The organism is Paenibacillus sp. P5_B5, from assembly GCF_056400365.1.
In genome coordinates this window covers 195,809-216,675 of the sequence record NZ_JBFULK010000006.1, presented here as the reverse complement: position 1 = coordinate 216,675, position 20,867 = coordinate 195,809, and the positions used below count along the sequence as shown (strand labels likewise).

Annotated in this window: 20 protein-coding genes; 8 read left to right on the top strand and 12 right to left on the bottom strand. The window is 38.8% G+C overall.

Annotated elements, in window-relative coordinates; genetic code table 11:
* Positions 1–21 precede the first annotated feature (21 nt).
* From AC1DOK_RS10920 to AC1DOK_RS10895, 6 genes are all read right to left on the bottom strand, one after another.
* Complete coding sequence (locus AC1DOK_RS10920) at positions 22–894, bottom strand: SDR family oxidoreductase (protein WP_477554297.1); 873 nt, start codon at positions 892–894, stop codon at positions 22–24.
* Between the two features lie 120 nt (positions 895–1,014).
* Positions 1,015–1,692 carry a deoxyribose-phosphate aldolase gene (gene deoC / locus AC1DOK_RS10915; protein ID WP_477554296.1) on the bottom strand — a complete coding sequence of 226 codons (678 nt, stop codon included), beginning with the start codon at positions 1,690–1,692 and terminating at the stop codon, positions 1,015–1,017.
* Positions 1,693–1,718: 26 nt separating this feature from the next.
* Positions 1,719–3,029 (bottom strand): pyrimidine-nucleoside phosphorylase, encoded by a 1,311-nt coding sequence (locus AC1DOK_RS10910; protein ID WP_477554295.1) that lies wholly within the window; start codon positions 3,027–3,029, stop codon positions 1,719–1,721.
* A gap of 42 nt (positions 3,030–3,071) precedes the next feature.
* Positions 3,072–4,262, bottom strand: a complete 1,191-nt coding sequence (locus AC1DOK_RS10905) for a NupC/NupG family nucleoside CNT transporter (RefSeq protein WP_477554294.1) — start codon at positions 4,260–4,262, stop codon at positions 3,072–3,074.
* A 264-nt stretch (positions 4,263–4,526) separates the two neighbouring features.
* Positions 4,527–4,982: a DUF1097 domain-containing protein gene (locus tag AC1DOK_RS10900; protein ID WP_477554293.1), complete on the bottom strand. Its 456-nt coding sequence runs from the start codon at positions 4,980–4,982 to the stop codon at positions 4,527–4,529.
* A gap of 154 nt (positions 4,983–5,136) precedes the next feature.
* Positions 5,137–5,703, bottom strand: a complete 567-nt coding sequence (locus AC1DOK_RS10895; RefSeq protein WP_477554292.1) for a hypothetical protein — start codon at positions 5,701–5,703, stop codon at positions 5,137–5,139.
* A 712-nt stretch (positions 5,704–6,415) separates the two neighbouring features.
* On the opposite strand from AC1DOK_RS10895, the gene AC1DOK_RS10890 reads away from it, so the two are divergent.
* The 7 genes from AC1DOK_RS10890 to AC1DOK_RS10860 all read left to right on the top strand — a co-directional run bounded on the left by AC1DOK_RS10890 (position 6,416) and on the right by AC1DOK_RS10860 (position 14,160).
* On the top strand, positions 6,416–7,798 hold the full coding sequence (locus AC1DOK_RS10890; protein WP_477554291.1) for a hypothetical protein: 1,383 nt from the start codon (positions 6,416–6,418) through the stop codon (positions 7,796–7,798).
* A 204-nt stretch (positions 7,799–8,002) separates the two neighbouring features.
* Entirely contained in the window at positions 8,003–8,518 is a 516-nt protein-coding gene (locus AC1DOK_RS10885) for a hypothetical protein (protein WP_477554290.1), read from the top strand.
* An 85-nt stretch (positions 8,519–8,603) separates the two neighbouring features.
* Positions 8,604–10,118: an IPT/TIG domain-containing protein gene (locus tag AC1DOK_RS10880; protein ID WP_477554289.1), complete on the top strand. Its 1,515-nt coding sequence runs from the start codon at positions 8,604–8,606 to the stop codon at positions 10,116–10,118.
* Positions 10,119–10,163: 45 nt separating this feature from the next.
* Positions 10,164–10,547, top strand: coding sequence for a cupredoxin domain-containing protein (locus AC1DOK_RS10875; protein WP_477554288.1), 384 nt, complete (start codon positions 10,164–10,166; stop codon positions 10,545–10,547).
* Between the two features lie 169 nt (positions 10,548–10,716).
* Positions 10,717–12,177, top strand: coding sequence for an esterase-like activity of phytase family protein (locus tag AC1DOK_RS10870; RefSeq protein WP_477554287.1), 1,461 nt, complete (start codon positions 10,717–10,719; stop codon positions 12,175–12,177).
* Positions 12,178–12,232: 55 nt separating this feature from the next.
* Positions 12,233–12,508, top strand: coding sequence for an ADP-ribosylglycohydrolase family protein (locus AC1DOK_RS10865; protein WP_477554354.1), 276 nt, complete (start codon positions 12,233–12,235; stop codon positions 12,506–12,508).
* Between the two features lie 152 nt (positions 12,509–12,660).
* Positions 12,661–14,160, top strand: a complete 1,500-nt coding sequence (locus AC1DOK_RS10860; RefSeq protein WP_477554286.1) for a PASTA domain-containing protein — start codon at positions 12,661–12,663, stop codon at positions 14,158–14,160.
* Between the two features lie 35 nt (positions 14,161–14,195).
* Here the strand turns inward: AC1DOK_RS10860 and AC1DOK_RS10855 are convergent, their stop codons facing one another.
* Together AC1DOK_RS10855 and AC1DOK_RS10850 are read right to left on the bottom strand one after the other, a co-directional pair.
* Positions 14,196–14,741 (bottom strand): histidine phosphatase family protein, encoded by a 546-nt coding sequence (locus AC1DOK_RS10855; RefSeq protein ID WP_477554285.1) that lies wholly within the window; start codon positions 14,739–14,741, stop codon positions 14,196–14,198.
* Between the two features lie 24 nt (positions 14,742–14,765).
* Positions 14,766–15,095 carry a hypothetical protein gene (locus AC1DOK_RS10850; protein WP_477554284.1) on the bottom strand — a complete coding sequence of 110 codons (330 nt, stop codon included), beginning with the start codon at positions 15,093–15,095 and terminating at the stop codon, positions 14,766–14,768.
* 184 nt (positions 15,096–15,279) lie between these two features.
* Between AC1DOK_RS10850 and AC1DOK_RS10845 the strand changes: the two genes are divergently transcribed.
* Positions 15,280–16,044 (top strand): YheC/YheD family protein, encoded by a 765-nt coding sequence (locus tag AC1DOK_RS10845; protein ID WP_477554283.1) that lies wholly within the window; start codon positions 15,280–15,282, stop codon positions 16,042–16,044.
* Positions 16,045–16,084: 40 nt separating this feature from the next.
* Here the strand turns inward: AC1DOK_RS10845 and AC1DOK_RS10840 are convergent, their stop codons facing one another.
* The 4 genes from AC1DOK_RS10840 to AC1DOK_RS10825 all read right to left on the bottom strand — a co-directional run bounded on the left by AC1DOK_RS10840 (position 16,085) and on the right by AC1DOK_RS10825 (position 20,756).
* Positions 16,085–18,778 (bottom strand): WG repeat-containing protein, encoded by a 2,694-nt coding sequence (locus AC1DOK_RS10840; protein WP_477554282.1) that lies wholly within the window; start codon positions 18,776–18,778, stop codon positions 16,085–16,087.
* 229 nt (positions 18,779–19,007) lie between these two features.
* Positions 19,008–19,223 (bottom strand): hypothetical protein, encoded by a 216-nt coding sequence (locus AC1DOK_RS10835; RefSeq protein ID WP_477554281.1) that lies wholly within the window; start codon positions 19,221–19,223, stop codon positions 19,008–19,010.
* Between the two features lie 156 nt (positions 19,224–19,379).
* On the bottom strand, positions 19,380–19,703 hold the full coding sequence (locus tag AC1DOK_RS10830) for a 2Fe-2S iron-sulfur cluster-binding protein (RefSeq protein ID WP_477554280.1): 324 nt from the start codon (positions 19,701–19,703) through the stop codon (positions 19,380–19,382).
* Between the two features lie 63 nt (positions 19,704–19,766).
* Positions 19,767–20,756, bottom strand: a complete 990-nt coding sequence (locus AC1DOK_RS10825) for a Gfo/Idh/MocA family protein (RefSeq protein ID WP_477554279.1) — start codon at positions 20,754–20,756, stop codon at positions 19,767–19,769.
* Between the last annotated feature and the right edge of the window lie 111 nt (positions 20,757–20,867).

The following is a 20,867-nucleotide window of genomic DNA, read 5'->3' as shown; positions in this document are numbered from 1 at the left end:
GATTTTGATTCAGAGCCAAAATTATTTACTTAGTTGTTTAAGTACGATTCGTTCGAACCATTTCCATGGTAATAGCGTTTTGCCTAATAAAGATAGAGAAGAACCTTTGCCTAGCATGTACCTTAATCTAGGTGATTTCATCTTGGCTACCTGTACAATCTTCTGCGCGACTTTACGAGGATCATCTGCGGTTTCGGCCGATTGCCGAGAGAATTGTAGAATCGCTTCGAGGCTCTGACGATAAGGAGATTCCTCACTAGCACGTGATGAGATTTGGTCGAATCCTTTGGACCAGATGTCCGTATTATAGGACCCTGGTTCAATTAATACCGTATAAATGCCAAATGGAAGCATCTCTAAACGGAGTGATTCACTGAATCCTTCAACAGCGAATTTAGAAGCCGCATAAGGTGCATAGCCTGGGAATCCGAATCTACCACTTACACTACTAATATTAATGATTCTACCTTCTCTTCTTACACGCATATGCGGTATAACCGCTTGTGTCACCGCAACCAAACCGAAGAAATTGGTCTCTAGCTGTATGGACCAGTCTTCCATCGGTATTTCTTCAATAAATCCACCATAGGCAACTCCAGCATTATTAACAAGCACATCAATATGTTGATGCTTCTCCATAATCTGTGAAACGATATGTAGAATAGCCTGATGATCAGTCACATTGAGCTGCATGACTTCAATCTGTTCGGATAAGCCTAATTGCTGAGCTTGCTGCAATAAGCGATCACTTTGGGCAAGATTACGCATTGTAGCAATCACATGAAATCCACTTTGAGCGAATTCTAGTGCTGTCAATAATCCGAAGCCACTTGATGTTCCAGTTATTAACACAATTCTCTTAGATTCATGTGTATTTGTATCCAATGTAGGCATGCTTGACCTCCTAGTTTTCCATTGCTTATTTGTATGAATTTCTCTTATAAAAGAAGTAGCAAAAACGACCCATTCCGGGTCGTTTTGGCATTATCGATAATCTATTCTTAGTAGCTATTCTTAGTAGCTTGAATTCGATTGTTCACCCTTCACGATCGCAATACTGGAGCTAGCGCCAATCCGAGAAGCGCCTGCTTCAATCATTGCTTGCACATCTTCAAAGCTACGCACACCGCCTGAAGCCTTCACACCGATATTCGGTCCTACTGTTCGACGCATCAATGCGATATCTGTACTCGTAGCACCACCTGTTGAGAACCCAGTTGAAGTCTTAACAAAATCTGCTCCGGCATGAGCAGATATCTTACATGCACGTACCTTCTCTTCATCCGTCAATAAACAGGTTTCAATAATGACCTTGGTTAAAGCTTTGCCTTTAGCCGCTTCAACCACCGCGCGAATATCACGCTCTACAAGCTCGTCATCCTTATCTTTGAGTGCTCCAATGTTAATAACCATATCGACTTCCGTTGCCCCTTTGGCAATTGCATCCGTCGTTTCAAAGGCTTTAGTTTCAGGAGTTGACGCTCCAAGAGGAAACCCAATTACGGTACACACCTTAACTTCAGGTGTATCTTTAAGCACTTCATATGCAGTTGCTACTTGAGCTGGATTCACACAAACCGATGCAAAACGATATTGTTTAGCTTCTTCAGCTAGTTTAATAACTGCCTCTTTACTCGCATCAGCCTTTAGAAGAGTATGATCAATCATTCCTGCTATTTGTTGTTTATTCATGTTAAAGCCCTCCAATTATATTGTTGCTATCCTTCTGCATGAATTTCTGCATGCACCAGTGTCGGATAATCGATTTTACTAGCCGAAATTCGATACGATTCATAAATACGGTTGATCACATCATCGACAGATTCCCTATTGCTATGAATCGTAACAAGGGCATCACCCTTCTTTACTTGATCTCCAATTTTCTTATGCAGCATTAAGCCTACACTTAAATCAATGATCGATTCTTTCGTCGCCCGACCAGCACCTAAGATCATCGCTGCAGTACCAATGCTATCTGCTTCAATCTCGGAGATATAGCCATCCTCTTGGGATTTCACTTCAATCTGATATTTAGCAGCTGGAAGTTTGCTAGGGTCATCCACAATCGATGCGTCCCCGCCCTGTGCTTGAATGAAATCTTTGAATTTCTGTAGCGCGCTTCCACTAGTAATCGCTTCTTCAAGCATATTCCGAGCAGCTTCTACACTATCAGCATGCTTAGCTAGCACGACCATATGACTTCCTAGTGTAAGACATAACTCATGCAGATCTTCAGGACCCTCTCCACGCAGTGTATCGATCGCTTCCTTTACTTCAAGTGCATTACCGATCGCGTAGCCAAGTGGTTGATTCATATCCGAAATAATCGCCATCGTGTTACGTCCAACGTTATTACCGATTTCCACCATCGCTTTAGCTAAATCCTTCGCGCTATCTAGATCCTTCATGAATGCGCCTGCGCCAACCTTCACATCCAGAACGATAGCATCAGATCCAGAAGCGATTTTCTTACTCATAATCGAGCTAGCCATAAGAGGAATCGAATTAACCGTACCCGTTACATCTCGCAAACCATATATTTTCTTATCAGCTGGTGTAAGGTTCCCTGTAGGACCTGTTACAGCAACCTTAACTTCGTTCACCTGTTTAATGAATTGTTCGTTCCCAATCTCCGCTTGAAAGCCTGGAATCGACTCGAATTTATCAACCGTTCCACCCGTATGACCGAGTCCACGACCTGACAGTTTAGCTACTGGTACACCGACAGCTGCGACTAGAGGGGCTAGCACGATCGTTGTCGTATCACCAACACCGCCAGTACTATGCTTATCCACTTTAATTCCTTCAATAGCAGATAGATCGATTGTATCCCCAGAGTTCACCATTGCCATTGTCATATCAGCTGTCTCAGCTGGTGTCATACCTTGGAAGAATACAGACATAAGAAATGATGACATTTGGTAATCCGGAATCGAACCATCCGTATAGCCTTGAATAATAAAATCGATCTCTTGCTTGGTAAGTGCACTACCATCACGTTTGCTCTCAATAAGATCAACCATTCTCATCTTAATCATCTCCTTAATTTATATGAGCTTCATGAGCTTATTTTATAAGAACAAGCCAATTAAAGAAGCAGATAAAACGGAAGCAAGCGTAGAACCGCATAATAGTCTGAGACCAAACTGAGCTACTTCGGCCCCTCGCTTCTCATTCAATGCTTTGACAGCACCTGTAATAATGCCAATTGAACTGAAGTTTGCAAAGCTGACTAAAAATACAGATACAATCGCAATGGTTCTGTCAGATAGATTGCTCGCAATATCTTGAAAGTTAAGCATTGCTACGAATTCATTCGTAACAAGCTTAGTCGCCATAATTCCTCCAGCCTCGACTGCTTCACCCCACGGCACACCCATAATAAATGCAACTGGAGCAAATATGTAGCCAAGAAATGCTTGAAAGGAGATACTGAAGATCATTTCAAAAATAAAGTTGATCATATTCATCAAAGCGATGAAGCCAACTAGCATAGCTCCAACGATGATCGCTACCTTAAAGCCATCCATAATACTTTCACTAATCATTTGGAAGAACGATTCTTTCTCATGCTTGTTGTCTTCATCAATGACGGCCATATCCTCTTCGGATGTGAGCTCATATGGATTAATGATATTTGCGATAATTAATGCAGAGAAAATATTTAATATGATCGCAACAACAACATACCTCGGCTCTAGCATGGTCATGTACGCTCCAACAATCGCAACACTTACCGCGCTCATTGCTGATGTACATAAGGTGTAAAGTCGCTTATTGGATACCACATCCAGCTGCTTTTTGGTTGTCAGGAATACCTCGGATTGACCGAGTAACGCAGCGGAGATCGCCACATAATTCTCAAGCTTCCCCATACCGTTAAGCTTACTAAGTATGATTCCAACATATTTAATGATAAAAGGAAGTACTTTAATAAAGTTTAAAATCCCAATCAGAATCGAAATGAAAATAATCGGAAGTAATACATTTAAGAAGAAGGTACTTCCACCTTCATTCTGTAAATCACCGAACACAAAATTAACGCCACCAATACCAAAGTTCATCAAAGCATCAAATAAATTCGAGATGAACTTAATGATCGTGAGCCCGATTGTCGTATTCATAATAATAAAGCTTAGAACAATTTGGGCGATAAGCATCATAATAATCGGCCGAAATTTGATTCCCTTACGGTTTAAGCTAAGTAGATAACCTACAGCAAACACAAAAATAATACCAACAATTACAAAAATAAAATTCATGTTTCTTCCTCCAGCTTGTGATGTAGTCTTGTTAGTTATGTGGAAAGAATAATAAATGAATGCATGTATGTATGGGTATGGTCATTAAATGATGCTGTAAAATTATGTGTATCAAAAATAATATACCTCTACATTGAACATATGTAAATGTATAATTGAACTTTTGTTTAAATAAGACTTTTTATGGAAAATAGAACTAATTGATACCTAATAATGTTTCCCAAAATTAATTTAATTACCCTAAATTCAGATAGATAGAACCTTCTATGGACGTTTAATTAATAGCGATACACCCTTTTCAGATAAATAACCAAAAATTGTGCCCAGAATGAGTCCCGAGATACTGCCTACGAATTGATATCCTGTCGCAAAATATGTAGAGCTTCCGATAAAAGTACCTGGAATAAACCCAAGCACCTTCCACCTAGATTGCAAGCACATCCCACAAGCACCAATTGCTACCGCTATTCCGAGACCAAGTGTATCTCCAAATAAGATAGCGAATAAAGCTGACATTTGTACCATTAAATATCCCCAAACGACTCCACTTAGATTAGTAGGCAAGGAGTTCATCATCCCCTTCTTACCTCCACCAGCAGAAAAGTAGCTTGACCAAGCAAAAAAACCAGCGTATGTAATCAATCCCAATGACATGCTACCAGATGCCCAAATACCCGATAAAATACCTACACTTACACCAATTGCAATCAAATTCGGCAAGCTGTTACTCCTTTCATAACTCCAAAAGATGTGCTGCCTAGCGTATTGTGCGCTGCTTGCAGACAGCCTATACAATATGGATACAAGCTCACCAAAATTTTGAACAACAAAAAAACCTTTGAAATCAAGCTTCAAAGGCTTTCTACTAACATTTTTATAGACATTCATAAAATAAGATTTCTTCTGGTAAACCAAAATAATCACAATAAATTTGTCTGTACTGCGAATCGGGATAAGCACCTATATGCATATATTTTCGAGTAGTTGCAGGAGCGATTCCTTTTAACCGACTGAATTCTGACGGAGAAAGATTATGTACAGCGAAGAGACCTGTAAGCACTCGGTTAACCTTAGTTCCTAGCAGAACTCCTTTATTAAATTTCTTATCCGTGATCGGTGCAACCCTATCGTACATCTGATCATCGTAGAACAAGACCCATTGCGGCAAACCGAACTTAAAAGAAATAAAGGCTCTATATTCTTCAGTTGGTTTAATTCCTTGATAAATCCATGCAGCTACTGTACGTGTGGATACTTTCATTTCAGTTGCTAATTCGGATAATTTCACATCTTCAACCATCAATACAGACATCAGTACTCGGTTCTGAACGACCCATTTTTTGGGCTTTCGGAATCTAGGCTTGTGTATCCCCTTGCCGACTTTATCTTTATTGATTCTTGCCCAAGCTTTCATATCTAACTTATCTTCAAGTAATACCATGGTGTGATGTTCTTCCTTTACAATGTTGTTTATTATTGCTATGCGCAACTCTATTGTACCAAAAATCTAGGATCTGTAAAAATAACGAGCTCAACAACCAATAACCAAGGATAAATGAACAAGCATAATGATGCATATCCCATATACTATGGAGGAGTTTAGTGAAGAAAGGAGTTGATTGTTAAATGTCTAATTGTCATCCCATTTGCCCTACTGAAACAATTGTAGATCCACCTGTGAGGGTTTTTCGTGATGTGTGTCATCGACAAATCATACGCGTTATTCATCCTATTGAAATCGTTACTAGGCACCACTGTGTACCAGTCTTTCAACATGTACGTGTCGTCAGAGAAGTAGAAGAAGAATCTTGTGAAGTTAACGCTCAGAGTACACCTAGAAACAGCTCTGGAAGAAAGGGTAGAATTGCTCGCGTTAATTCAAAATCAAAAAATAAATCTAAAAAAAGTAAATTAAACAAATAATTAAATAATCTGCTTATCTATTTATACGTAAAGAGAAGAAGCCCTCCAATAACATAGGGTTTCTCGACACTCTAAGGACTAGTTAATTCTAGTCCTTATTTCCTTATTTCGAGTATTCTAATATATTACGATATTCTTGACAAACTCTTAAAAATCGTATAATATTCTAATTATTATTTAATCCAAAGTATTCCAATTTGATTATTGAAAATTAGGAGGGTATACATAATATGAAGGTAACATTGAAGCATTTGAACAAACCCTTAAAATCACTCGTAGTATCCGCATTATTATTATCTGGTGTATCTGTATTATCACAACAGGCTTTCGCAGAAACAACACAGCAGGTTGTTACGAGTGCACCGCAAGCTGTAACTACAAGCGAATCTAAGCAATACTTACTAAACAACTACAAACTTACGCTTTCAGAATCACTAACTAAAGGTGAATTCGTAAATGCTGTGAATCAAATTCTAGCATTGGATGCAGAAGTTAAAGAGAATAAATTAATCGATTTGTCAGAAGACAGCCCTTACTATACAGCAGCTAATGCTTTATTCGCTAGAGGTATACTAACAGAGACGACTCTTAATGGGGATAAAAAACTATCACAACTAGATGCTATTATCATTGCTGTGAATGCTTCTAATTTCAAAGAGCTTGGCTTTACATACCCAGAAGCTAAAATTCGTGCTGCATTAAGCAAAATTAATGTGAGCTACGAGCAGTTTAGTCATCAAGCTGCACAACTACTCGCTGTTGCTGTAGATACAAGCATTATTTCTTCCAAAGACTTCACTAACTTTAAAGCAAATGCTCCTATTTCTTCAGAAGCTGCTTCTACTCTACTTGGCAAAGTCTTAGACTTCCATGGTAAGTACAAGCATTACCTTGGTTTCGTTCAAGATGATAATATTTATACCAAAGTCTATGAATCCTATCGCACACAAGATATTATCTCTGCTGATGATTTAAGAGAGATCTTCGATACAGCATTGAAACAAGAGCTCATCACGGGCTATAACCTTAAGGATAAACGATTCACGCCTAATTTTGATTCCAAGCTGTCGATTACTTATGGTCACTCTGACATTACCCATGCGCTTCAATTGATCGGTTTACTAAGAAGCGAAGGCGTTAATGCTAAGGTACAATTAGAGCCTAAAACATCTGCTTACACTTACTTGAAAGCATGGGGAGAGCCCGTTACAACTGATGATTACCATGTAACTCAGATCGAGAACGGTAACTTTATTGCTTATTCGAAGGAATATGATATTTCATTCGAATTTGAAACTGTTAAGCAGAAAGATGATTTTAATGCGATCATTTCTGCCTACGCTAAGAAAGATGCCGAAGATGAGCAAGGACTTATTGCCTCCTCTTGGTGGCAACCACTCTATTACTCTCAAAATGAGTTAAAAGAGTATAAAGTGATCACGAATAACAAAATTAGCAAAGGAAACTACTATGCACAGTCCTTCTCATTAGAAGAGCTAAGTGATGATGTTGTTGCTGGACTCAAGAAAATTGATCCTAAAGTAACTGTTGAATCCTATAATTTCTGGGTAGATGCTCCTTTCTACAACTACTTGTTAGGTGAATATAAATAAAGAGCATGTATTAAAGTCAAAAAGTCAGCAGCCTGTCGTTCAGGTTGCTGACTTTTCTTTATGCAATCCTTAAGATGCAGCACTTGAGCTATCTGAATAAATTACAATAATTATTAAATGAAAATAAATACATTGCTTAAAATTAAATGATTAATTATAATTATTAAATAATTTACCATTAAACTAATTTGGAGGAATGTACAAATGTTAAGGAAGAAAATCTCACATCTAACTGCTGGATTATTACTCGCTGGTGCTTTAGTTGGATGTAGCTCAGATGCAGCTTCTGATGGTGTCAAGAGCGTCAAAGGTGATCTTGTCGTAAATGGGGATACGCTTCTAAGTCACGTATGTGTTGCCCAAAGCCGCTACCATCCTGGAGACCGCATCGTATTCCGTGCATTAGTAACCGATAGTTCAAACAATGAACTAGTGGATAGTGCTAATGTGAAGCTTGTGTTTGGTAATGGTCAGGAAATGCCAATGGTTCTAGGTAAACACGGAGAAGAAGCTACACAGCTATGGTCTGTTGGCTATGACGTTCCGGCGGATGCACAGACAGGTACACTTGATTATAAGATTGTCGCTGAGAATGGTAAGAAAAAGGCAGAATACAATCCATTTAACGTATCCCTATCCAAAGTGACCATTGTTGCACCAGGTACTCCTATTGGCGGCGATGAAGCTAAGAAAGCACTAGAAGCTGCTACTAAGAAATAACTTTAGCATGAGCTTTCACGGAGTTTCGTCATGCGAACCCATGGCTATTGATTGCTAATACCATTAGGAGGATTCATCATTTATTATGAATAAGATCAAATTACGATATAAGAATTTTGGATTATCGCTGGTCGTAATAACTTCCGTATTATTATCAGGATGTACAGATGAGTTTGCTTCAACAGCCAAGGTAGATTCGACTACCAAGGAAGTTACTAGTGCTGCCGAAGTAAAGCAAGGCACAATGAAACTAGATCAAGTAAATGGAAGAATTGGAAGCAAGGTTAAGATTGAAGCAGAAGGATTAATACCGAATCAACCACTAGACCTAATCTGGTCTGATATGATAGGCTCTTATGACATTGACAAGAACAATTATTCTTATATAGGCACCAAGTACGAGCCTGTAGAAAAGAAGATTGCTTCAGGTCAAGCTGATGCTTCCGGTAAATGGAACGGTGAGTTCGTCGTTCCAGAAGGATTCGGGGATGACCATGATGTTATGATTCAGCAAGACGGTAAGAAGGTAGCTCAAGCTAACTATTTCGTAGAAACCTTCTTCTCCATTTCACCTACATCTGGTCCAATTGGAACAGAAATTACAATCCATGGTGAAGGACTCAGTGCCAAGATGTATGGCAGCTTGTGGCATCTTAATTATGATAATACCTACACAGGCATGATCACTGGGGTATCAACGAATGGTAGAGCAACAGGAAAGATGCGTGCTACTGGCAAGGTTGGCGAGCATACGATGACCATCGAAGGTGGTTCTTCTGGCTTACCGTATTTAAACCGAGCACAATCAGCGATTAATTATATTCATACACAATACTTTACTTTTAACGTAACCGATAGTAATCCTGTAGGCGGCTCAGGTTCACTGACTTATGTAGAAGCTCCACCCAAAGCTGCAAGTGGAGGTATCAAGCTTCCTGATCCTGTGAATAAATCTGGTGTTACGATTACATTAGATAAATCAGAGGGAATTGTTGGCGAACAGATTGTCATGAAAGGTACAGGCCTACCTAAGAATGAGAAGGTTACATTCAATTGGCATACAATGGTCGGTAATCGCGTCACGAAAGCTGGATTTGGAGAGAAGATATTTCCTCTAGGAACGGGCGAGATGACAACGAACGATCAAGGTGAGTTTGTTTATAATTTTGCTGTACCGGATGATTTAGGCGGATTGCCTCACCTGATTGAAATTAAAGCCAAAGAAGAAACTTATGGACAAACTTATCTGAAGATTCTACCTTCTATTGTTGATATCTCACCAAAATCAGGCCCTGCAGGTACACCATTTACAATCACAATCAAAGGCTCTGGTTGGACCGAATACGACAATACGTATAACGTTGTTTATAACAATGCGAATATTGGTTACATTTGTGGATTTAATAGCCAAGGAAATATCAAGCTACCACTCATTGCTACTGGTGATCCAGGCTATCAGCTAATTGATATTTATCCAGGTATATATAAAGGGCAAGAAATTCAACCCAACTTATATTTGAGACCTCAGTTAACTTACTTAGATGATCACCCAGGGACAGCTATTCCTACTCTGCGAACTTATTTTGAAATAACTAAATAATATAAATAATTAGAATTATTTTCTAAATTTAGGAGGATTATATACATGAGAAATTCAATCACAAGAAAATTAAAAACAACCCTACTTATCACTTCACTAGCAGCAGTTGCTATGGGCCTTACAGCTTGCGGTGGTGGAGATACAACTGCTACTTCTAGCGAACCTACACTCGAAGTGAAACTAACAGCAACATCGTTCGAATTTGATCAAAAGGAAATTAGAGTAAAGAAGGGACAGAAAGTGAAGCTGTCCTATGTGAATAATAAAGGTACACATAGCGTCGATATTCCAGAATTCAAAGTATCTGTTGATAAACAAAATACACCTGTCGAGTTTGTAGCAAGCAAAGCAGGTACATTCGAGTACAAATGCGGCATCATGTGTGGCGCTGATCACGGTAAAATGATTGGTAAATTAATTGTAGAATAAGTTTTATAAACAAATGCTAGCACCTCAATCCCAATCTATGGGTTGAGGTGTTTTATTTATGGATCAAATCTTAAATTTCACACTCCTTTTACACTCCGTTAATCATCCGTTTACTTACATCATACATAATCGATGGGTAGGCAAATCAATTTAAGGGGTGCGTTAGAATATGAATAAGAAAATTGCTATAGCAGCTATATTAAGTGGAGCTTTACTGATCAATCCAGCCAATAGTTATGCAGCCAATCAGAGCACTGTAACAGGAAACACAAGTTCGATTCAATTTAATGTGAATGGTGATGTAAAGCAGTCCAAAGACATTCCGGTTAGCATAGATGGACACACGTACATATCTGCAGCATCCATTGGTTCCATGTTCAATCAATATGTGGATTGGAATGAATTCACAAGCACCATCTCATTTACAGGTAAACCACAATTAACAGGCAAATACACATTGCAAGCCCCTGATCTAGAGCCTGGTATTAAAATGGGTATGGGTTCAACTCTCCTACATATCCCAGGTGATCCTGACAATGTCTTCTATTCTTCAACTGATCGTGGTCCTAACGGCGATATGACTGTCGATGGTAAAGATATCAAAACATTCCCAATACCTAAATTCACACCAACTATTTATAAAATCTCGATTGAATCCGGCAAAATTACAATTCTAGAAACTATTCCACTCAAAATAAATGGCATTAACCCTATTACAGGTAATGAATATATCAGTGGACTACCGAATGTGAAGGGCCATGACGATCCTGCTTACGATGTAACTGGCACAAGTACTTTAAATTTTGATCCATACGGTCTTGATCTTGAAGGGCTAGCTTATAATCCTTCCGATGATACGTTCTGGATGTCCGAAGAGTACGGCCCTTCGATTGTTCAAATCAAGCGTGACGGTACAGTAATTCAACGTATTGTTCCTAAAGGTTTAGCAGCAAGCATAGAATCTCCAGCTGTTCCGCTCAAAGAAACATTACCTGCTGTTTATGGTGAGCGTAGATCCAATCGTGGACTTGAAGCCCTTAGCATCACACCTGATGGTAAATGGATGTTCACTGCTATTCAAAGTCCACTTCGTAATCCTGATAAATCCGTTGATAATTCGAGAGTTCTGCGAATTGCCAAAATTAACTTGAGCACTCTTCAAGTTGAAGCTGAGTACGCATATGTCACTGAAAATGTCCAGAATTTCAATAAACTTAAACAATCAGACATCGTCATTTCAGACATCTATGTGGTGAATGAAAACATGTTATTAGTAGACGAACGTGATAAAAATGCAGGTAAAGATGCTCAGCTCAAAAAAATCTATATGATCGACTTAAGTAAATCAACGAACGTTACTGGCAAGTACGACAACGCTAAAGCAGGCCAAACATTAGAACAAATGTCCGTTGCTGATTTAAAAGCAAAGAACATCGTAACTCCAACCAAACGCACTCTTCTAGATGCTGTAGAATTTCAATATCCATATGAGAAAATTGAAGGCATAACATTAGTTGGTGGTAATAAGCTCGTCATCATCAATGATAACGATTTTGGTGTAGCTGGGGGACCTGTTGACGGTAATGGGACAGGACTATGGACATTTGAGCTACCCCAGATATTAAAGTAATTATGTATGACTGGCAGCAAATTCTAGGCAATACCTAGTCAGCTTATGATGGAAAATATACCATTTAATCGGAGCAGGAGTTGCCACTACAGAGGCTGTCCCTACCGCAATTGCACTCTCCTATTATGCTAAAGGAGATCCTGTACGTGTCGCATTATTAGCTGCTAATCTTGGTGGCGATTGCGATACGATTGGGGCCATGGCAGGCGGATTATGCGGTGCTTACAGCGGTATTGAGAGATTCCCTGAATCCTACATCAACTTAATTTACGAAGTAAATAAAGTAAATTTATCGGACATTGCAACGAAACTGCATCAGTATCGACGTTAAGATTTGGGGATGGGATAACCATCCCTTTTCTCATGCAATTTAATTGAAATCGTTTATTTCAACATCAATTCTTCTATCAAGGTTTTGCAAAATACCTAGTTTTCCATCATAATAGACGACATATTGTAAAAAAAGATAGGAGGAGTTGAAGCATGGAATTACTCATCGGGAATCGATATCAACTCACCTATGCGATTCAAACTCTATTAGATGGAGTCTTGTACGCAGGGAAAGAATTATCTTTACAGCGTGATGTTATTATTTATATTTTCAACAAAGAAAAGGATGGAAATACCGAGGATTTGCAGCGTATCATCGGTCAAGTCTCCCATCTTAATAATACAAGCTTTTGTCATGTCCTTAATGCAGGTGTGATCGACGGTCATGTCTATGTTGTTTTCACTGCTTATTCGGGTAAACCGCTCATTCAATCCATCCAGCACCAATCGTTTACCTCTCGGGAAATTCTCTCCAAGATTTATGAGCTTGGTCTGAGTATGCACACAGCAATGGAGGATAATTTATATGGTTACTCCGTCACCGGTGAGAATCTCTGGTTAACTAACGATAACCAACTTAAAATTATCAATTACTGGACGCAAGCTGAAACTGAGCAAACAAGTTCTATGGGACTATGCCTATTAATGTATCAATTACATTCGCAGTCCTGTGTGATTCCCAAAACACTAGAGTCAGTACAGTACCAATTGTTACGCTCATTTGAAGATTTAACGGCGAAGCAACAAGAGGCATTAGCTGCTCTCATTCGGCGCGTATTTAGAGGGGATAATTCTTTATTAACGTTTATCTTGGGCTTACGTGATATATTAGAGGTTCCTGATTCTATTAAACCACTGGTAACACCAATTACCCGTGAACAAGTAACTAGACATGAGCAGGTATTCCCGAGGAACGAACAAGTTACTAGGCATGAACAGGTACCCACGAGGAATGAACAGGTAACTAAGCATGAACAAGTACCCAAGAGATACGAACAAGCTACTAGAGCTAATGAACAATCAACAAGGCAGCGTGAGCCACAGTCCAAGTATGACGCATACAAGAATAAGAATCTCGCAGAAGATGTGCAGTATGATGGGTATGACGAGGATGATTCCTATGAGGAAACGTCCAACCGTTCTTGGGGCAATAAATTGAAGTTGATTGCAGGTATCATGATAGCTGGTATCGTCTTCATTGGCATTCTATTTCTTACATTTACTTTGCTCACCTCATCCAATCCTAACAAGAATGAGAATCTAGTAACCAAAGTGGAATCGACTTCTAATCCGTCTTCCAACGACAAGTCTACACCAGTACCGACAGAGCCGAATGCTACAGAAACATCAAAACCGACAACGAAGCCAACAACCGAGCCATCAGATGGTACACAATCTGAAGAGGTACCGAAGGATGATTCGGTAGGTGATACTGCAGAGTCCGATCAAGAGATTATAGCCACTCCGAACTTAATTGGATTAACGGAGAAGGAAGCAAAACGTATAGCATTAGAGAACAAACTGCATTTTAACTTTACTAAAGAAAATAGTGATCAGCCAAGTGGAACTATTATTAATCAAGAACCTGCAGCCGGAACCCCTATAGCTAAAGGTGGTACTGTGAATTTCACGATCAGTCGAAATAAGGAATAGAAAGACACGCCCATGTCGTAAGTCATGGGCGTGTTTTATAATTTTTCAAATACATATAGCTTGCCGTTAACAGGAGTTCCATTTAACTTGGGTCCACTGAACCCTCTCTTGATAAGCTCTTTCCTTAAATAAAGCATTAATCCGCCATGACTTACAATGAGAACATCTTCTCCTGTGTAAGATAACATTTCATCTACAATTCCCTTAATCCTCGCTTCAACATCACTTTTTCTTTCAAGTTGAGACTTATGATTAAAGAACCAAGCTACCCTTACAAGCAAGATCCAAACGATAAAGGGCAGCTTCATCTTCTGCTTAGAAATAGGATATACACGAATTTCTCTCAATTGATCTGTAATCGAAATCTTTCCTGAATAAATGAGCTGAGCCGTCTTGGAAGCTCGATGTAGATTACTTGATAGACATCTATTCCAATTAATTCCTTCTAAGTTAGACTCACCAACTTCAATATCGGATTTATCATATTCATCTGCCCACTGCATGAATTCATGACCCGTTATGAATCGCTTCTCTGGGAATCCTCTTTTGACCTTAAAATGTCGAACTAAGCCGATCTTCATTCCTGATCTACTCTCCTAACTCTCTCAGCGAGCAAACATTTCGGATAGCTTACTATGTGCGTTGGTATATGCGGTCAGTTCATCAGCATCTTCTGGTTTGACCATCTTGATCTCAAGAGCATTTAACAACACAGGAATAGCTTCTGCTATCACAGCTTGCTGTGTATACTGATCCGTTACTGACACATATACACGGTCTTTATATGCAGTTTCTGCGGACCCTACACTTAATTCCCATTCTCCACTTGCCCCAAGCACAGCGAACATGACATACACATTCTCACGATCAGAATCTATTCGTATTTCTTCTACGCTTAATACACCTTGACTGATTTTTAAAGTTACTTTCTCCAACTGATTCCACTCCAGTAATTATTAGATAAGAATTCTATTTCATTTGCCAAAAAAACGTTACATCTATCATAACATAATTATTATCACTTTAAATAATTTGTCCAGCACTGCCATTTTTAGAAAAATAACCATCCGCACAATCCTATCACCTTATTAGGACATAGAGTATGTTGAGGTGAATCTAATGAGTAATAAAAATTATCGAAGTAGTCGTATTGTGGGAAAATTACTAGCACATCATTATTTATCGTCAAATAATAGTATTAAACCCATGCTTCCACATACCACTTCTTTCAATAAAATCAACCTACAACGAATGGCAGCACGCTATCCCATGCTATACATTAAGCCTAATGTTGGCTCACAAGGAATCGGTATCTTTAGAGTAAAAAAGAGTTCAACTGGCTACATGCTTCAAACAACTAAACAGCAAGTTAAATCCTTCTCAAATTTTGATCAACTGTATCGTTACCTGATGCACTTCTCTCGGAGAAAGCTCATTATCCAGCAAGGAATTTCATTAGATAAAGTAAATGGGCGCACTTATGACTTACGTACGATGATTCAGCGTAAGCCTTCAGGAGATTGGACCGTAACAGGAACCTTTGCCAAAGTAGGCAGAGCTAATATGATCGTCAACAACTATTACCAAGGTGGTAAAATTGTGCTTATGAATAATCTCTTCAATCATCTGGGGTTATCCACTACTACTAGAATTTCCCGATTACAACATGTCAATCGAGTAGCTTATAAAGTAGCTCAATTCCTAAGCTCAAAAAAATCAGACATGTATGAACTCGGGATTGATTTCGCGTACGATGAGCGTGGTCATCTCTGGATCCTCGAAGTCAACTCGCGCCATCCCCAGTTCTATCCACTCAAAACAATAGCACCCGACATGTATGCTCGGATGCTTGAATATGCGCATAGTATTGGTAGATTTAAATAAGCAACAGTCTGTAGTAGACTGTTGCTTATTCATACTGCTATTATTGTTGATTCGCTTTACTTGCACAATACTTTGCATAATCCACTAAATACTCAACCTGTTCAAAAGCCTTAGCAGCAATTCCATAGCGATTGTTCGTAGCAGCATAGCTCAGAATAAGATAAGGATCAATTTGTGCAATTCGTTTATAAGTCTCAATTTGCTGCTGCTCATTAGAATATCGATCAGCGATAATCAAATCATAGATATCTTTACTTTTTGCACTCAAAGTAGTCGCCTTATCAACTTGCGTCTGCGCTTGTTGTAAATACCCTGCATCATCCAGTATTTCACTTAGATCAACAAGTGCTGTTGCATAATTCAAATATGAAGCTGGGTCGTTAGGTGATTGCTGAATAATTCCTTCGTATTTTGATGCGACCTTAGCAATGTTTACTTCATTGGCAGTAATCAATTTAGCTTTGGCCGCTGCTTCCTCATTTATTACACCTGCAAGCTCCTTTGGAGCGGCACCGAAAATATATACATCAACCAGGGGTTTATATAAACCTTTTTCTTTGGTTTTCCCTTTATAATAATGTATTCCACCAATATAACTATCTCGAACAATATGATCCTTATTAGGGTTCTCAATCTTTAGGTTATTGAAATTTGGTACAAATGCCTCATGGCTTGGGTCTGCAGTTTCACTATATGTTGCACCAAAGACATAGAACGGATCACGTTGATCAATACTGCCTGTGATTTCGAATGCAGGAAACTTTTGTTGTGCTTTCTTTAATCGTTCACTTGCTGCCATGTATTTATCGTAAACAGCATAATCATTACCAAGCAAACTCTTGATTGTAAGTCCACTAGGTATACTTGTTGGATAGGCTACGTTCTCTTCGTTAGCACCAATACTATTAGCAAGGAAACTAACAGGGACAAAGGTATTATCGCCAACAATTTGTGGTGGAGCATCAAGCATCTCGACTTTTCCATTAACCTTCGCTTCCTTGCTTCCGACCTTCATGATCACAGTCGTCTGACCCTTCACACCCGTTATTGTATTAGTAGCACTATCCCATTTCAGCTCCATGCCAAGACTTTGCATTATTGCTCTAACAGGTGCAAGTGTTTTCCCATTCACCATGATTGGCTCGGCAGGTAAATCTACTACTTTGCCATTCACCTCTATTACATTACCAGCAACATAGACAGACGTATAAGGTTGTCCCTTATCGTTTAGAGGTAAGAAAGGATTACCTTTCTTATCAATATACGTTCTTACTCCTGCATTCTGAACCACGGCAATATTCCCATCAAACGGTTCAGCCCACTCATGAGCTGGTTTAATGACAATAGTTCCTGTTTTATCTATATAGCCCCACTTACCATCTTTTTTAACAGAAGCTAGTCCTTCTTTAAAGGTATATCCTTCATCGAATTGAGGCTGAATAATCGTCTTTCCCGTCTTATCGATAAATCCAATTTTGCCATTTAACTTGATTTGAGCTAAACCTTCAGAGAAATTATAGACCTCATCATACTTAGCATCAATTACCTTGTTCGCACTACGGTCGATAAATCCCCATTTGCCATTGATTTTAACAGCAGCAAGCGCTTCTGAGAAATCAAGTGCATCTTGATATTGCGGCTCAATGATCCATTCACCACTGGAGTCTATGAATCCATAGCTTCCATTCTCCTCGGCCCTTGCTATTCCTTCCGAAAAGAATCCAATATCGTCCAAAATAGGTGGTACAACAATAATTCCTCTCTTATCTATAAGTGAATGACTTTGATCCATGTGAAAGGTAACGACTGCAACTCCACTCGTAAAACTTGTCGCATACTCAATTGGTAATTCAGGCTCAATAACTACCTTGCCACTCTTATTGATATAACCCATGTGATCACCGAGATCTACAGGAGCTAGTCCATCCGAAAATCCAAATGCTATATTGAATTGAGGCTCAATCACTATTTTACCTTCTTGATTGATATAACCCATTTTATCCTTGATTTGCACTGGGGCAAGACCTTCTGAGAACTCATGTGCCACATAAAATTGTGGTTTAATCACTACTTTACCTTGCGCATTCATGTAGCCATACTTATTGCCAAAACTAACAGGATAAAGTTTAGACTCTTTATTCTGTTCTACTGTTTTCTCATAGCCTGGTGGTATAAGATTCACTTCGATATTCCCACCGCTACCTGAATATTTAGCAGAATATCCTATTTTGTCAAAAAAATCGAGTGGTACAAAGGGTACTTCCATCGCATCGGTTGCACCTTCGATATTCGTAAGAGGGGAAGTAATATCGAATGTCGTCACATTAAATGGTTCAACGCTTAGATTTACAGTACCTATTTTTTTATTAGACTTATCTTTAATCGTTCCTGTTTTCATACCTAAAGAAAATTCATACAGTTTGTTATCATCCCATTGATTAGTCACTAGGATTGCTGCAGTTTCTCCTTTATAAAGAGCATCTGTCTTTAATGAACTATCTGGTTTGTAGAAAATTGCTTTAACTAGAGGGACCATCATCTGATTATTCGAACGAACAACAAGGGTGTTCAATTTCTCAGACCTGATATCTCCTTTAGGTCCTAAGTAATTAATCGTAATATGTCCCTGTTCATAGCCTTGAATCTGATTTTTCTGTGCTGCAAACATTTGAGAGGGATAGAGCAAAACTAACAGGAGAACTGCTAATATGGTAACACTCGATTTTCTAATCAAATTGTTAAACCCCCATAATTTATAATTCAATCTTCTTAATTTTACCATAATTTATAGTAGATAATATATAAGACTCTATTTCGTTAAGAATATATTAAAAAAAGCAAAACCATTATCGGTTCTGCTTTCGTTTGAAAATGTGGATAAACCATCGTTTCTATTTTGCACAGGAAGTTTAATAAATAGAGTAAGATTTAAATTCTATATTGCTTAGTCTCCTACATGATCGTTAATTATCTCGCTTATCACGAACGGGTCTAACAACCCAATTCTCACGATTCATCCGCCCGACACGATTAATGGGGCTATCTAAATTTTCATTCTTAATTTCATTATTGGTTTCACTTTGGTCTTTGTTTAAACTAGCTGAATCAGCTTGTTTCTTAGGGGATGTTAAACCTCCACCATTATGTTTCCCTCTGTTCCATACGCTTTTTTTACTCAAATGATCACTCCGTCTTTTCTTATATTCAAACCTGCAGCACACTGCTGTTTTACTTCATTATATCTCTTTATACTCAGGGACAAAAGAAACGACCGTATTTTCTGGATTTTCTCCAGAAAAAGCGATCGTTTTATGTAACCCATATGTATATATGGATTAGTCCACTGGACGCTTACCTGCATCCATTCCACTTTCAGACACAGTCATAACAGCCTTCACTGTTAGATCTGAATGCACATGAATTTGGCAAGAAAGCCTTATGTTCGCTTCTGTTATTCCTTTAGCCTCACGAACAGTTGCTTCCGCTTCACCCATAGGACCTGCATCACCTTCCAGAATTTCCACACGACAAGTTGTACATCTAGCATTCCCACCACAACGATGCAAGATATCTGTCCCATGATCCTCAAGGGCAAGAACAAGTTTGGTACCTTCATCAACTTGGAATGAGCCTTTTCCTTCAACTTGAATAGTTGGCATGATATTCCTCCTTCTTATTTCCTTCATTTCATCATTGTTTATGTGCAAAGTCAACTAGTTAGTTTACTTCTTACGATCAGCTGGGTATACAAGACCAATCTGTCTTCTTGCCTCATCCATGATTTCCATTGTAGTCATAGAATTCGCATGAGAATTCGCGGATGATTCTATTTTGCCACTGTCCAGTAAGTTAATGAATGCCTGGATCTCGTGATACATCCCATTCGGATTTTGTGGTTGCGTAATATCTTCTATGGTTCCATCTTTATAGCGAATCTCGATTTTATCCATATGACTGATTTTATCGATGATGATGCTTCCGTTCTCCCCTTGAATTTCAGACGGAAGATAGGAATTAGCGATTTTGGAATGCATGATTACCCCATCCATATCCTTATACTTGAGAAGCAGAGAACCTTCGCCATCAATGCCTGACTCTAACATAATACCGGTTGCTTGTACCTGATCAGGTCTACCGAACAGAACCACCATGGGATAAATACCATACACACCAATGTCCATTAATGACCCATTAGAGAATATCGGATTAAAAGCATTCAATATAGTGCCTTCTTTATAGGTATCATAACGGGATGAATATTGACAGAAGCTTGCAAAATAACGACGAACCGTTCCAATTTTATGTAAATTATCTTGTATCGTCTGGAAGTTAGGAAGCTTCGTAGATTTAAGTGCCTCCATAAGTAGGACTTGATTGTTTCTAGCTGCATCGATCATCGCTGTAAGCTCTCTAACGTTAGAGGCAATCGGCTTCTCGCATAGCACATGCTTCCCATGATTCATACAGAGAATCGCATGTTCAGCATGATACGAATTAGGACTAGCAATATACACAGCATCGAGCTGATCACTCTTAGCCATACTCTGCAGATCCATAAAGAGGTTAGGAATATCATGCTTAGCTTGAAATTCCTTGCCGCGTTCTTCCGTCCTAGAGTATACAGCTGTCAAAGCAAACCCATCTATTTCACGAGCAGCCTTAATGAATTCGTCTGTAATTCGGTTCGTTCCAATAACGCCAAATCGTATCATAGTTAACCTCCATCAGTCATTTTATAAACCTATTGTAACATGAATCAATTTCATAATACCTTTAGCTGCTTTAATCAAGGCTATATATAGATCAAAACGGTTTAATTAAGA